General features: G+C 44.5%; 11 protein-coding genes and 2 pseudogenes. 7 read left to right on the top strand and 6 right to left on the bottom strand.

The features are described from left to right. Window positions 1–82 precede the first annotated feature (82 nt). Window positions 83–1,259: pseudogene (purT, locus tag AC0L66_RS09140) on the top strand (formate-dependent phosphoribosylglycinamide formyltransferase). 145 nt (window positions 1,260–1,404) lie between these two features. On the opposite strand, the gene AC0L66_RS09135 reads toward purT, so the two are convergent. Beyond that, window positions 1,405–2,736 carry an aminotransferase-like domain-containing protein gene (locus AC0L66_RS09135; protein WP_473567015.1) on the bottom strand — a complete coding sequence of 444 codons (1,332 nt, stop codon included), beginning with the start codon at window positions 2,734–2,736 and terminating at the stop codon, window positions 1,405–1,407. Window positions 2,737–2,894: 158 nt separating this feature from the next. On the opposite strand from AC0L66_RS09135, the gene AC0L66_RS09130 reads away from it, so the two are divergent. Further along, window positions 2,895–3,107 carry a hypothetical protein gene (locus AC0L66_RS09130; RefSeq protein ID WP_473567014.1) on the top strand — a complete coding sequence of 71 codons (213 nt, stop codon included), beginning with the start codon at window positions 2,895–2,897 and terminating at the stop codon, window positions 3,105–3,107. Between the two features lie 230 nt (window positions 3,108–3,337). On the opposite strand, the gene AC0L66_RS09125 is transcribed toward AC0L66_RS09130, so the two are convergent. Continuing rightward, complete coding sequence (locus AC0L66_RS09125; protein WP_473567013.1) at window positions 3,338–3,991, bottom strand: thiopurine S-methyltransferase; 654 nt, start codon at window positions 3,989–3,991, stop codon at window positions 3,338–3,340. A gap of 231 nt (window positions 3,992–4,222) precedes the next feature. Between AC0L66_RS09125 and AC0L66_RS09120 the strand changes: the two genes are divergently transcribed. After that, the gene (locus AC0L66_RS09120; RefSeq protein ID WP_473567012.1) at window positions 4,223–4,999 is read left to right on the top strand and encodes a RelA/SpoT domain-containing protein; all 777 of its coding nucleotides are present in this window, start codon (window positions 4,223–4,225) and stop codon (window positions 4,997–4,999) included. Window positions 5,000–5,071: 72 nt separating this feature from the next. Here the strand turns inward: AC0L66_RS09120 and ihfA are convergent, their stop codons facing one another. The 4 genes from ihfA to AC0L66_RS09100 form a co-directional block, all read right to left on the bottom strand. Further along, window positions 5,072–5,365, bottom strand: coding sequence for an integration host factor subunit alpha (gene ihfA / locus AC0L66_RS09115; protein ID WP_102467832.1), 294 nt, complete (start codon window positions 5,363–5,365; stop codon window positions 5,072–5,074). A gap of 505 nt (window positions 5,366–5,870) precedes the next feature. After that, window positions 5,871–8,309, bottom strand: a complete 2,439-nt coding sequence (pheT, locus tag AC0L66_RS09110; protein ID WP_473567010.1) for a phenylalanine--tRNA ligase subunit beta — start codon at window positions 8,307–8,309, stop codon at window positions 5,871–5,873. Window positions 8,310–8,327: 18 nt separating this feature from the next. Further along, entirely contained in the window at window positions 8,328–9,311 is a 984-nt protein-coding gene (gene pheS / locus AC0L66_RS09105; protein WP_473567009.1) for a phenylalanine--tRNA ligase subunit alpha, read from the bottom strand. A gap of 192 nt (window positions 9,312–9,503) precedes the next feature. Further along, the gene (locus AC0L66_RS09100) at window positions 9,504–10,205 is read right to left on the bottom strand and encodes a class I SAM-dependent DNA methyltransferase (protein WP_265672918.1); all 702 of its coding nucleotides are present in this window, start codon (window positions 10,203–10,205) and stop codon (window positions 9,504–9,506) included. A gap of 226 nt (window positions 10,206–10,431) precedes the next feature. Here AC0L66_RS09100 and AC0L66_RS09095 point away from each other — a divergent pair, with 226 nt between their 5' ends. From AC0L66_RS09095 to AC0L66_RS09080, 4 genes and pseudogenes are all read left to right on the top strand, one after another. Continuing rightward, window positions 10,432–11,055 carry an NAD(P)H-dependent oxidoreductase gene (locus AC0L66_RS09095; protein ID WP_473567007.1) on the top strand — a complete coding sequence of 208 codons (624 nt, stop codon included), beginning with the start codon at window positions 10,432–10,434 and terminating at the stop codon, window positions 11,053–11,055. Next, window positions 11,052–12,980, top strand: a pseudogene (locus AC0L66_RS09090) (monovalent cation:proton antiporter-2 (CPA2) family protein). Before AC0L66_RS09095 ends, AC0L66_RS09090 begins: the two are co-directional and overlap by 4 nt. A gap of 103 nt (window positions 12,981–13,083) precedes the next feature. Beyond that, window positions 13,084–14,373 carry an MATE family efflux transporter gene (locus AC0L66_RS09085; protein ID WP_265673236.1) on the top strand — a complete coding sequence of 430 codons (1,290 nt, stop codon included), beginning with the start codon at window positions 13,084–13,086 and terminating at the stop codon, window positions 14,371–14,373. A gap of 96 nt (window positions 14,374–14,469) precedes the next feature. Beyond that, window positions 14,470–14,826, top strand: coding sequence for a rhodanese-like domain-containing protein (locus tag AC0L66_RS09080; protein WP_473567005.1), 357 nt, complete (start codon window positions 14,470–14,472; stop codon window positions 14,824–14,826). Window positions 14,827–15,138: the final 312 nt, after the last annotated feature.

Genomic DNA, 15,138 nt, shown 5'->3' with positions numbered 1-15,138 from the left:
TCATCAGCGCAAACGTTTGCTTTCTTTGTGAAATCCAGTATGATTCACCCAAATTTTCCTGAAGAATGTGCAAGGATCTTATATGTTTGGTACCGCAACTCGTGAAAGTGCTACCCGTGTGTTATTACTAGGTTCTGGCGAGCTTGGCAAAGAAGTCGCCATAGAATGCCAACGCTTAGGCTTGGAAGTCATCGCATGTGACCGATACCCTGATGCGCCAGCCATGCAGGTTGCTCACCGTAGCTACGTACTAGACATGCTTGACGGTGATGCACTCGAGGCACTGATTCACAAAGAACAACCTGATTACGTCGTACCAGAAATTGAAGCCATTGCAACAGAGAAGCTTGTAGAGCTCGAAACCCAAGGCCTAAACGTCGTACCAACAGCAAATGCAACCAAACTGACAATGAATCGTGAGGGGATCCGTCGCCTTGCCGCTGAAGAGCTAGGTTTGAATACTTCACCCTATCGTTTTGCAGATAACTATAACGATTTCGTTAGTGCCGTTGAATTTGTAGGCATGCCATGCGTTGTGAAACCCGTCATGAGTTCATCAGGTAAAGGGCAAAGTGTTATCAAAACGACAGAAGATATTGATAACGCATGGAAATATGCTCAAGAAGGCGGTCGTACTGGCGCAGGGCGTGTCATCGTTGAGGGCTTTATTGATTTCGACTATGAAATCACGTTACTGACTGTAAGAGCTGTCGATGGTGTCCACTTTTGTGCACCAATTGGGCATCGCCAAGAAGACGGCGACTATAGAGAATCTTGGCAGCCCCAAATCATGTCAGAAAATGCTAGAAAAGCAGCCGAGTACAGTGCAGAGCAAGTGGTGAACGCACTAGGTGGCTATGGTCTATTTGGTGTAGAACTGTTCGTTAAGGGTGACAAAGTCATCTTTAACGAAGTCTCCCCTCGCCCGCACGATACTCGGTCTTGTTACGCTAATTTCGCAAGAAATGTCTGAGTTTGCTCTTCATGTCCGTGCATTTACTGGCATGCCGATTAACGCTATTGCACAGTACGGACCGTCCGCATCCGCGGTTATCTTGGGTCAAGGTACGTCAGAAAACATTCGTTTCTCTGGCATCTGTGAAGCCGTGTCTGCGCCACAAACACAAGTTCGCTTATTTGGTAAGCCAGACATCGATGGCCGACGCCGCTTAGGTGTCAGCCTGACGCGTCGTAAGTCTATCGAGTCTGCCATTGACGATGCTATCGATAGCGCAAAACAAGTAAACGTTATTTACTAAGCATAAAGGCTGTCGAGTCTCTCGACAGCCTTTAATTATTATCAGGAAGATATTGCGAGTAAGACCCGTTACAATAATTGCCTAATTAGCAATCCCAAACGCTCTATAGCGCTTACGACAGAGTCTGTGGCTTCCAGGGAAGCATTCATTCTAAAGCAATGCTGAAACTGTTGTGTCGTTGCAAACATTTCCCCAGGTGCGATACTAATATCATCGCCAATCGCCATTTTATAGAGCTCTGTTGCGTTGACATGAGCAGGCAAAGCGACCCAAATAAAATACCCCCCGATGAGTAGTTTACTTGCACGTCTTTAGGTAGATGTGAGCGTAACAATTGCCAAATCTGAAATTTGCGCTGTTCTAGCTTTCTTCTTAATAGCCGTAAATGACGTTCATAATGCCGAGTCGACAAATAGTCGGCGAGCGTTAATTGAACCAACGCACTGGTTGACAGTGTGCTCATCAATTGGATCTTTTGAATCTGTAAAGCTCGACTACCAGCGGCGACCCAACCAATTCGAAACCCAGCAACCAAAGATTTTGAAAAAGAAGCACAATGCAACACGATGCCACTATCATCAAACGCTTTCGCAGGTAAAGGCTTCGCCGCGCCATAATACAATTCGTTATAAACGTCATCTTCGATCAAATAGACGTTGTATTGCTGAAGTAGCTTAACAAGACAACGTTTCTTTTCATCTGAAAGGCTAAAACCGAGCGGATTTTGAAAATTGGTCATTAACCAACACGCTTTCACTTGATGTGTTTGGAGGGCATGCTCTAGATCAGCAAGATCAATCCCTTCCGTTGGGTGTGTGTTAACGGAAAGCGCGCGTAAATTTAGACGTTCAAGTGATTGTAATGCGCCATAAAAACAAGGCGACTCTACAATCACCCAATCTCCGGCTTTCGTCACCGACTGCAGGCTTAAATTAAGCGCCTCTAACGCACCTGCGGTAATAACAATTTCATCCGGATGAATATTCACACCTTGTGCAGCATATCGCTTGGCTATGATATGCCGTAACGTTTCATTTCCAGGCGGGAGATTATCGAGGGCATGAGAGGTCGTTATGTTACGCGCTGCTTGAACCAGAGATTTATTCACTTGATTGTGTGGATATAAATTGGCCTCAGGATAGGCAAACCCAAAATTTGTTACTGTGCTTTTTCGACTCGCTTGCAAAATATCGAAGACAAAATCATTAATATCAACCGATTCCGTTTCGTGCAGGTGCTGTTTTGGAAGCAGCTCAGCAACATCGTGAACCGGAGGAGCAACAACATAACCAGATCGAGAGTGAGAAACCACCCAGCCTTGGCTCTCTAATAACTGGTACGCGTTCATGACCGTCATTAAGCTCAGCCCAGACAACTCGGTTTGCTTTCGTAGCGACGGAAGTTTGGTCCCTATTTGCCAAACATTATTCTGAATTTGCTCTTTAATCTGATCTGCAAGCTCAACATATTTAGCCAATAGGTCTACTCTGTCCGAAAAATGTAATGTCAATCCTACCTCAAAGGTGAACTGTTATACATATTTATTAGAAATCTGTATCTATTATAGCCACCACACGTAAACGTATAATCCAATGGTGTTAGCCGCAACTTAATCACCGATAGGAAGTGCCTGCGATGGAAAATAGCATAACTAATAATAGCGTTAAGAAAGAACTACTTTTATGTACCATTGCTGCTGCCTTGGTCGTACTCAATATTGGCGCACACCTACTCTGCACCAAAATGTTCATTGATTTACCTTTGACTGAAATAACGCTCGCCTTAATACCAATTACAATGCTGGCGTTGTGTTTTGTTGGCTTCAAAATGGCGGCGAAAGAAGAGTGATCCCCTCTCGCCGTTTAGTTGAAATACTGATTTGCTGACATTATTTCAGCGAGTACGGTTCTGGCTTTGTGCGGATTGCAACGGGTTGAGCTGGCATTATTTTCGCTAAAAGACACTGAACACCAGAGGGCACTAAACACTAGAGATAACTCAACACTAGAGGTAACTCAACACCAAAAGTAACTAGGCTAAAATCAATTAAGGTAACGGTAGCGAAGCGAGCACGCTTACTAAACCAGAGCCTCAATTAGCCAAACTTCCTCAGCAAAACGAGTCAGCCCTTGCTTAATGCGACGATGCTCACTGTCTGCTTCGTCTCGCGCTAAACGAGTAATTCGATAGCCTTCATCAAAATACGCGGCAACTTCAGCTTCTGGGACACTATAAGGCGGTCCTGCTAGCTGATCTTGGATATAGTCCAATGTTACCAATAATATTTTGCCTCCGGGCTTCAGCACCTGCTTAAGCTTTTCTACATACATCGCTCGTAGTTCATGGGGGATAGCTATTAGCGCTGCTCTGTCATAAATCAAATCGACACTTTCAACGGGAGCTGAAAAATAGTCTCCTACATAAATACTTAGTTCATCAAACTGGTACAGCTCAAACTGGCTATTTAAGGTCGTCACTAAAGGGGTATAAAAATGTTCCGCAAAAAATGAACGAACCGCAATTTGGCTTAGCTCGACACCTTGCACATTGTCATGTCGCGCAGCAAGCCACACTAAATCCTCTGATTTGCCGCACAAAGGGACAAATACACGTTGCTCTCGAGTTGGCGTTAGCTTACTCCAGTAATCGATGAGTAAGGGGTTAACATCATCAAGATGAAAACCAATGTTGTTCGCTGCCCATTTATCGTGCCAAAGTTCATAATCGTTCATTTTATATTCATTTTAGATCTGCATAATGATTAACGTAGAGTTTACAGATTGAGGACAAAAAGTCATGTCTCCATAGGGTAATATTTCTATGAGACAGGCTTCACAGTTTACTCAACGCTACAGAATATGGACTTGGTAATGCCATTTAAAACCCCATATCATAGGTAGCACTGCTCCACACGTTATAGCACCCTTTTTTACACCGTTTTTGTAACGTAACCAGGAGAGAGCATGAGCATGTTTTTCCGTGCCGCAGCACTAACGCTGTTGGTACTCAGCCGCGCACCAGCATTTGCGGCACCGCTTGATGAATCCAACTCTAACCAAACGAAAGGGAACCAAGAACAGAACCAAGTAAGCCCATCGAACTTTAAACATAGTCTCAGTGGCCTTTACGGTATAGACCCAATCGACAGCCACATCGCGCAGCCGCATGACGATTTTGACGTGTTATACAGCAAGTCTCATCAAGCTCAGCATGAGCTAGAGTCTCTGTGCAAAACGACCGCGCTGTTAACTCAAACAGAATCACAATTCGCAGGTGTTAAATCCTCTGACCGCGCCTTGAAAAAAATCAACACTGAACTCAACGGTCAAGTCGACCAAATTACCGATCTCGCTCGAGCAACGATTGTTGCCAATGATGTGTCATCGTTGGTTAGTGCATTTGAAGCCCTGAGTAGAGAAGCTAAAGTGGTACGAGTTAAGAACCGATTCAAATCTCCTAACCCATCAGGTTATCGCGATCTGAATATCCTCGTCGAGCTTCCAAAAACTCGCATCATCGCTGAAGTTCAACTCCACTTAAAAGCGATTGCTGAAGTAAAAAGCGGTCCCGAACACGACTTATATCAGATTATACAAGGTATTGAGCGCAACGCTGCATCACATGGGCGCTCACTCAATGACATTGAAACCGCTCAAATCACTAGTCTGCGACGACAATCGATGGAGCTCTATCAAAATGCATGGCAGCCTTATATCACCACGCATATTCAAGCCGCTTAACCTTATTAAGTTATCACCTCGCATAAAACAAAAAGACCACGCATTGCGTGGTCTTTTTGTAACAATCAAATACTAATCTAGTTTGATGTTTTCAACACGAGCCTTCAGTTTTTGGCCTGGACGAAACGTCACGACACGTCGCGCAGAGATAGGTATATCTTCTCCAGTCTTAGGGTTACGACCCGGACGTTCATTTTTGTCTCGAAGGTCAAAATTACCGAAACCAGACAGCTTTACCTGCTCGCCATTTTCGAGTGATTTTCTGACTTCTTCAAAAAATACTTCTACCGTTTCCTTGGCATCCCGTTTACTAAACCCGAGTTTCTCAAAAAGGTTCTCAGCCAAATCGGCTTTTGTGAGCGCCATAAAACTCCCCTCAAAGCTATTTCATACTTAGCTGCTACGATAGCAACACCACATATTTAGTTCGACCAATCAACAACATAACGGCCTTACTTTGAAAAGTGTAAGTCAACCTTATGATTTTCGCCAACTTTTTTATTTCATGGAAATGTCAGGATTTTATCACCTTCAACCAATGAGTTACCACAATTTCGGAATATAACACTAATATGCCAGCGATATAACCGTAATCAAAGAACATACCCCCAAAATGCAAATTAAAAAAGAATAATAGCAAAGTAACACTAATTGCAAAAACCTTAAGATAGGGCACACTTTTACGATAAATTACAAGTAAAAACAGTCAGTTGCGCCTAAATACACAATATGAAACACGTTTAATCCCCTGTTAAATTTTACGCAAAATGTCTTAAACCCAACTAGAATTTTAAATTGATTTTTGTATTGATGTAAAAAAGACGAACCCAAAAGGGTTCGTCTTTTCAGATTTATTTTCAGTTAGTGCTCATTAATCTCTTAAAGAAGCACCAAATTTATCTGAGATTGAAGCGACAATGGCATCTACTGAACCAGCAATATCCGCATCTTCAAGTGTGCGCTCTACAGACTGTAGGCTCAGTGCAATAGCTAGGCTTTTCTTGCCTTCTTCTACGCCTTTACCTACGTAAACATCGAACAGTTTAGCGTCTGTTAAGAATTCGCCACCCGCTGCGATACACGCGTCAACGATGTCGCCAGAAGCCACAGCTTCATCAACAACAACGGCGATATCACGACGGTTTGCAGGGAACTTAGATACTGCTACAGCTTCTGGAAGCACGCGAGTGTTGATAGCTGCCCATTCGATTTCGAATACGATAGTGCGGCCGTTAAGACCAAACTTACGCTCTAGTTCTGGGTGAACAGTACCAATGATACCCACTTCTCTCTCAGTTTCGAGACCCGCGTCTACAACGATAGCCGCCGTTTGACCTGGGTGAAGGGCTGGGTGCTTAGCGGCTTTAAAGCTGTATGCGATTTCGTTCGCTGAAAGCTCAAGAACGGCTTCTAGGTCACCTTTAAGATCGAAGAAATCAACCGTATTCGTTGCCATGTCCCAGTGCTCTTCGCCACGCGTACCAGAGATAACGCCCGCAAGCATCATTTCTTGGCGCATGCCGTTTTCAGCTGTTGCTTCAGGGATGAAACGTAGGCCTGATTCGAATAAACGAACGCGAGACTGTTGACGCTTCTGGTTGTGAACCACTGTGTTTAGTAGACCTTGAATTAGGCCAAGACGCATTGCTGACATGTCCGCAGAGATTGGGAATGGCAGGATTAGCGGCTCAACACCAGGTACAACCAATTTTTGCTGTTCTGGTTCTACGAAGCTGTATGTGATGGCTTCGTGGTAGCCACGGTCTACAAGAAGGTCACGAACGCGCTTAAGCGGTTGGTCAGCTTCTTTGTGGTCATTCATTTTAAGTGCCGCTTTAGGCGCTTGGTTTGGAATGTTATCGTAACCGTAGATACGACCTACTTCTTCAATTAGGTCTTGCTCGATTGCGATATCAAAACGCCAAGATGGAGACGTTGCCGTCCAACCTGCGTCTGTAGTCTCCGTATCTTCTACAACAGAAACAGTACAACCTAGGCGAGTAAGAATTTCCACTACGTCTGTCGATGGGATTTCGTGACCTAGTAGGCTGTCTAGCTTAGCGCGACGTAGAGCAACGACGTTTGCTTTAGGAAGATCAGCTTCAGATTCGCTGCCGTTTACTGGCGCAACTTCGCCACCACAGATTTCAACAAGAAGCTGTGTTGCTCGCTCCATTGCCGCTAGCTGTAGTGTTGAATCAACACCACGTTCAAAACGTAGAGAAGAATCTGTGTGAAGGCCGTAAGCACGTGCGCGACCACGGATGTGATCCGGTGCGAAGAATGCAGCTTCAAGAAGTACGTCTGTCGTTTCAGTCGTAACACCTGAATCTTGACCGCCAAAGATACCAGCGATGGCTAGTGCTTTGTTGTGGTCAGCGATAACAAGTGTGTTGCTGTTTAGTTCAGCTTCGTTGCCATCTAGAAGTGTTAGCTTTTCGCCCTGCTCTGCTAGACGAACCACGATACCGCCTTCGATCTTAGCAAGATCAAATGCGTGCATTGGTTGGCCTTGCTCTAGCATCACGTAGTTTGTGATGTCTACCACTGGGTCGATTGAACGGATACCACAACGGCGCAGTTTTTCTTGCATCCAGATTGGAGATTCCGCTTTCACGTTTACGTTCTTAACCACACGGCCAAGGTAACGTGGACAAGCATCCGTTGCTTTGATTTCAACAGATACTGTGTCTTCAATGCTTGTTGCAACAGCGTCAACTGTTGGCTCTGTCACGTCTGCGCGGTTTAGTACGCCAACTTCACGAGCAAGGCCACGGATGCTGAAGCAGTCTGCGCGGTTTGCTGTTAGGTCTACGTCGATAGTGACATCGTTAAGCTCTAGAAGCTCACGTACGTCCAACCCTAGCGTTGTGCCTTCTGGCAGCTCAAGGATGCCGTCAGACTCTACGTCGATACCTAGCTCAGAGAAAGAACAAAGCATGCCGTGCGATGGAACGCCACGCAGTTTTGCTTTCTTGATTTTGAAGTCACCAGGAAGTACTGCGCCAACGGTTGCTACTGCTACCGTTAGGCCAAGACGACAGTTAGAGGCACCACAAACGATGTCTAAAAGCTGTTTATTTCCATCAAGATCGGCTTCGCCGATATCAATTTTTGTCACTTGTAGTTTGTCTGCGTCTGGGTGCTGACCGCACTCAACCACTTTACCTACTTTAACGTAGGTGAAAACACCTGCAACAGGTTCTACATCGTCAACTTCCAAACCAGCCATAGTGATTTGGTGAGCTAGCTCTTCGCTGTTAATTGCAGGTTTAACCCACTCGCGTAGCCAAGATTCACTGAATTTCATAATTTTGACTGCCCCGGATTACTTGAATTGTTTAAGGAAACGAAGGTCGTTCTCGAAGAACGCACGAAGGTCATTTACGCCGTAACGAAGCATCGTTAGACGCTCTACACCCATACCGAATGCAAAACCAGAGTATTTCTCAGGGTCGATGCCAACAGAGCGAAGTACGTTAGGGTGAACCATGCCACAACCTAGAACTTCTAGCCATTTGCCATCTTTACGTTTCACGTCAACTTCAGCTGAAGGCTCTGTGAACGGGAAGAATGAAGGACGGAAACGCACTTCAACTTCTTCTTCAAAGAAGTTACAAAGGAAATCATTAAGAATCCCTTTAAGTTGTGCGAAGTTTACGTTCTCATCAACTAACATACCTTCCACTTGGTGGAACATTGGCGTGTGAGTTTGATCGTAGTCGTTACGGTAAACACGACCCGGAGCAATGAAGCGGAAAGGCGGTTTGCCGTTTTCCATCGTACGGATTTGAACACCAGAAGTGTGCGTACGTAACATTAGATCAGGGTTGAAGAAGAAAGTATCGTGATCAGTACGAGCTGGGTGATCGTCTGCGATGTTTAGTGCATCAAAGTTGTGGAATGCATCTTCGATCTCAGGGCCAGACTCAGTACTAAAGCCAAGCTCACCAAAGAACTGTTCGATACGCTCAACAGTGCGAGTCACTGGGTGAAGACCACCGTTCTCAATGCGACGACCTGGTAGGCTCACATCGATAGTTTCTTCAGCTAGTTTCGCTTCAAGCTCGGCGCGTTGCAGTTCGTCTTTACGCGCGACGATCGCTTGTTGAACCGCACCTTTCGCTTTGTTGATCTCTTGACCAGCAGTGCGACGCTCTTCAGGTGGAAGTTTACCTAGGCTTTGTAGTTGAAGAGTGAGTTCACCCTTCTTACCTAAATACTGAACGCGCACTTCGTCTAGTGCGACTAGCGACTCGGCAGCTTCAATCGCAGCCGTTGCGTTAGCAATAATCTCTTCTAGATGTTGCATCGTATCCTCATCTACCTACTGGTAGTGTTCATAACGGTGTTTTTTGATAGCTGTACATAGTAATCAAACACGCCAGCAAAGCCAAATTGATTTGTAATTTGAACGGGTTACTGCGCGAAAAAAGACCGTTTTTTACTAATTCAATAGCAAATCACGATTTATTTCGTTAACTTTCTTCATCGCCAATGTCACTTACTGTGCTTTTCTCGCGCGAATAAACACAAAATTAGGGCGACGTGATAGCCTTTCATACGTCTCTGGAGCAACAGATTTCATTTTGATATCTGGAACACCTTCAGAAAAACGCTCCATGGTAAAACCACATTCACTCAGCGTCGAAAAAATAGAAGTCAGTGAACGACGAAAAAAACTCACTTCAACGGGTTCTCCCGTTGTATCCCAGTCTTCAGTGATATTCTCAACAGCAAAGTAATTACTATTTAGATCTGACGGATCAAAATCGATAATCGGGTGATGCGTTGAAAATACAAAAATACCATTGCTTTTCAAGACGCGTGAGATATCAGAAAATAAAAGCGTCAGGTCTTCTAGATAATGAATCATCAACGGACAAACAACGACATCGAACGTTCCATCACGTTCTTTGGGCAAACCGTGAGACAAATCTTGCCTATATGCATCAACGGTATCCTGCAGTTTATTTTTAGTAATGCTAACCATATCTTCGGAGGCATCAACTGCGGTTACGTTTGCACCTTGCTCAATAAATATCTTTGCATAAATTCCGGGGCCACAGCCAAGGTCTAGCACTGTTTTACCATTCACATCCCCAACCAGTGTTAAGGTGGTTGGACGCTCGTACAAAGCATTATACGCATTATTCTGAATGGCTTCGTCATACTGAGTCGCAAATTCTGTATACATTTTACCCATGGATTCTCTCACCTATTTCTCTGTCTCAGCTAACCATGCAAACCGCAACATATATTGGTGCTGAATACCCGTGGTCATCGTCAAGCACCCTTAAATCATTATTCGATTGATCTCGCTACTCTATCATAAGCAAGCGGGAAGCTTAACTAATTGAAATATCGTAGATTGTGTACTAAATATTAAATCACTAACAATTAACCTTTCACCCTAAATGAGTCGATAATTCATGGTTAATCATAAAAATAAAGTCTTAGTCCTCTATGCTCATCCGTCACCGCGACGTTCAGAAGTCAATACACCAATGTATCAAGATGCGTGTGATATTGAAGGCGTAACGATCATTGACCTATATGCTGAATACCCAACCTACCATATTGATATAGACATTGAACAACAACGTCTACTTGAACACGATGTCATTATTTTTCAATTTCCACTGTATTGGTATTCTACCCCGTCTATTTTAAAAGAATGGCAAGACTTGGTATTAGAATATGGCTTTGCTTATGGCCAGGAAGGCACAGCACTAGTCGGAAAACCGTTTTTATGCGCCATCTCTGCTGGAGGGAAAGCAGAAGCCTATCAAACGGACGGTTATAACCACTTTACTATTCGCGAACTATTGCAGCCCCTTGAACAAATGGCAAATCTAACGGGTCTCATCTACCTTCCCCCGCTGGTTTTATTTGGCTCTAGAACCGCAAAGGAAGAAGACCGAATTGGTGAGCATCGCCGACAATGGCAATCGCTACTACGTGCATTGGTGAATGACGAATTTGATGTTCAAGCCGCAAGACCGTTGGAAAAACTTAACCATTATTGGTTAAACGACTCGGAGCAGCCCTTATGACCGGATATTTTTTACAAGCCTTTATCTATCTGTTTGCCGCCGTCATTGCCGTTCCAATTGCTAAACGTCTGGGGCTCGGCTCCGTGCTAGGATACCTAATCGCCGGGGTAGTTATCGGCCCAATTATTGGCTTGGTTGGGGAAGAAACAACAACTATTCAGCACTTTGCTGAATTTGGCGTAGTCATGATGTTGTTTCTTGTTGGTTTAGAGCTTGAACCCAAAATGCTTTGGGCAATGCGACACCGTTTAATAGGGTTAGGAGGCTTACAAGTTGGTGGGTCAACAGCAATCGTCATGGCAATTGCGCTGCTCACAGGTTTATCGTGGTCAATTTCACTCACTATCGGATTGATATTTTCCCTCTCATCCACCGCCATCGTACTTCAAACGTTCAACGAGAAAGGGCTGACAAAAACAGAAGGCGGCAAGAATGCGTTTTCGGTGTTGTTATTTCAAGATATCGCGGTTATCCCTATGCTGGCCTTTATACCGCTGCTCGCCTTACCTGAGCTTGTCGCGCAAGCGCAAAGTGCGGTCGCAGACGCGGCTCAACACCACGAAGAGTTCAGTCTCGTATCGGGTTTGCCCGGGTGGGCGTATGGGTTGGTCATTACTGTATCTATCGCCATTGTTGTCGTTGGTGGGCATTACCTCAGCCGACCACTGTTTCGCTTTGTCGCCTCATCTGGGCTTCGTGAAATCTTTACTGCAACCGCATTAATGCTAGTTATTGGCATCGCAGCGTTAATGAGTTTAGTGGGTCTATCACCAGCATTAGGCACCTTTCTAGCTATAGCGTAGTATTGGCAAACAGTGAGTTCAGACACGAGCTTGAATCCAATATTGATCCATTTAAGGGGCTTCTATTAGGGCTATTTTTTATCACCGTTGGTGCTGGGATTAACTTTGGTATTTTGTTTGACGACATCGCACTGATACTCGCGCTGACCGTCGGTGTCATGGTCATCAAAGCAATCGTTCTTTACTGTTTGGCACTCATTTTTAAAATTAAAGGCAGTGACCGTTGGTTATTCACTCTTAGTCTTGCTCAAGCGGGGGAATTTGGATTTGTATTATTAAGCTTCTCTGTACAAAATCATGTCCTACCAACGGATATTTCTCAAATTCTCTCACTGGTCGTCGCTCTTTCTATGTTTCTCACTCCTGCCCTGTTTATTTTGTTCGACAAAGTTATTTTGCCGAAATTTGAAAAGGACACCAATGATCGGGAAGAAGATACAGTAGATGAAAAAGGGAGCGTCGTTATCGCTCGGCATTGGCCGCTTTGGGCAAATTATTAATCGATTACTGGTTGCGAATAATGTTAACACCGTTGTGTTAGATATTCGCGCCGAACAAGTCGATTTAATGCGCCAAATTGAGACCAAGTCATTCTTTGGCGATGCCACTAAACCTGACATGTTGCATACTGCGAAGCTTGAAGAGGCAAAACTGTTTGTGATTGCCATTGATAACTATGAGGCCAGCGTTGAGCTTGTAAAGTACGTGAAACATACGTACCCTCACGTCAAGGTTCTCGTGCGAGCTTACGATAGAGGTCATATTTATCAGTTAAGACAAGCGGGTGCGGATTATATAGAATCAGAAACCTACCACTCGGCGCTTGAACTCGGTTCAAAGGCGATGCGCTGCCTTGGTTTTCACCCGTTTTTCGTCGAACAACAAAAAACCATCTATAAAACGATAGAAAACAAGCAGTCAGACACCTTATATACGGGTTGGAAAAATGTCACCGAAGGCGAACGCTATGACAACAACTATCGTCAGCTTTTCATGGAGCTAGAAGACCTAATAAAAGAGGCGATGAAGGTTGATCGGAACGACAAGCATTCACGAGAACGCGGATGGACTCCCCCTCCTAAAGGTTATGCCGATGATTTTAAGGACTCAGAAGACACCTGATTCCACAACTAAGCGGGCAGCAATGCCCGCTTAGTTGTTCACATAAATAAAAGAAGATAACGTGAATACAGACACCAAAAACCTCGCTCGACAACTCTTCAACATGACGCTCCCAATGGTTCTGGGCGTGCTATCCTTAATGAGCTTTCAACTTGTGGATAGTGCTTTTATCGGTCAACTCGGTGTTTTACCGCTTGCTGCACAAGGTTTTACCTTACCCATGCAGATGGTTATTATTGGTATTCAGGTCGGTTTAGGCATCGCTACCACCGCCATTATTTCTCGTGCCTTAGGAGCAAACAACCCACGCTATGCTAAACAGCTTGGTGGGCTTATTTTGCTGTTTGGTAGCCTTGGCGTCAGTGTTATTGGCGTCCTAATCTGGCTTTTACGCTACCCTATTTTGGCCATGCTGAGTGCCCCTGAATCTGTGTATCCTGTAATAGACAGCTACTGGCCATTTTGGCTATTGAGCTCGTGGGTTGGTGCAATACTGTATTTCTATTACAGCGTTTGTCGCTCAAACGGTAATACCGTCTTACCCGGCATGATGATGATGATCACGAGCCTAATCAATTTGGCGCTTGACCCACTGTTCATTTTTACCTTTGACATGGGCATCAACGGTGCCGCAATCGCAACTATCGTCTCTTTTGGTATTGGGATTCTTGTCGTCGCACCGAAAGTCATGACAAAGCAATGGGCTACATTTGATTGGAGTGACCTCAACATTGTCACCAGTCTTAAGTCTATTTGGGACATCATGGCACCAGCGATGGTCAGCCAACTACTGCCACCGCTGTCATCCATGCTTGCCACTAAATTATTGGCGACCTTTGGTACCGCCGCCGTTGCGGCATGGGCGGTTGGGTCGCGTTACGAGTTCTTCGCTATTGTCACTGTGCTTGCATTAACCATGTCGATGCCGCCAATGGTTGGTAAATTATTAGGCAGTAAGAACCTGCAAGACATCAAAAAGCTTGTCAACATCGCCGTTATCTATATTTTGGCCTTTCAATTTCTGGTTGCTATCGTGACTTTTGTTTTTGCGCAACCTCTAGCTCAGTTAATGACAAGCGAAGATAATGTATATCGAGTTCTGCATTATCACTTACTGCTTGTCCCTTTTAGTCTAGGTCCGCTTGGCGTCTGTATGCTAATGGTGTCAATTTCAAACGCACTGGGTAAAGCAAAAACCGCACTCACTATCTCGACACTGCGACTTTTTGCCTTCTTCTTACCTTGTTTATGGGTAGGCGCTCAACTCGGCGGCATCCAAGGACTCTTTTACGGAGCGTTTATTGGTAACATTTTAGCTGGGCTTAGCGCATGGTTGACTTACAGTCACTCGGTGAAGCAGCTCGAACGGACACTCACGCAGCCGAAGGCTTAGATTATGTTTTGTGAGATCATCAACAATCATCATGATCTCACAAACAGCGAGTAGTCAATCGACTATGATTGAGAAAAGTACCAATAGGAACCGATTATGAAGCGTACCTTATCTATACTGCTTACCGCACTTTGCTTGGCAAGCGTCAGTTATAATGGCGCGGCAACTGAACGTGCCCAACAAGGCTGGCAGCTCGTAGAGCAAGGCGCGATGCTTGTGGACGTCAGAACCCCACAAGAATTCGCCGACAGCCATTTAGACAAGTCGGTCAACTACCCTTTATCTGAGATTGAAAAGCACTTTAGTCACGTTGATAAGTCAACATCGATCGTTTTATATTGCCGTAGTGGTAACCGCTCTGGGCAAGCCTATCGTTATTTACAATCACAAGGGTTTACACAGCTTCATAACGCGGGCGGCCTTGAGGAAATGCTGGCAATACAGGATAAATAAACGGACAAGGCTCTAGTTAGAGCCCATCAAATATAGTCTAAACCATTGAATATATAACGTTAATGGCTTAATTTTTCTCAAAAAGTGGCCACATCAGTCACTAGCTTGCCTAACGCTATAGACCAACCAATGACATCATCAGTGCTTACCATGCAAAAATTGTCATTTATTCTTATTTATACGCCGATTAAATAACGATACTCCGCAAAATATCGAATTAGATTACAATTCAGCAAGTTAACATTGCATTATCTATTATTAAAGTTAAAATCATTTACCTATCACATTTAACGGCATATAAGGGGGTATTGA

Source organism: Vibrio sp. GJ43-1, from assembly GCF_055808835.1.
This window is presented reverse-complemented; position numbering and strand designations above follow the sequence as displayed.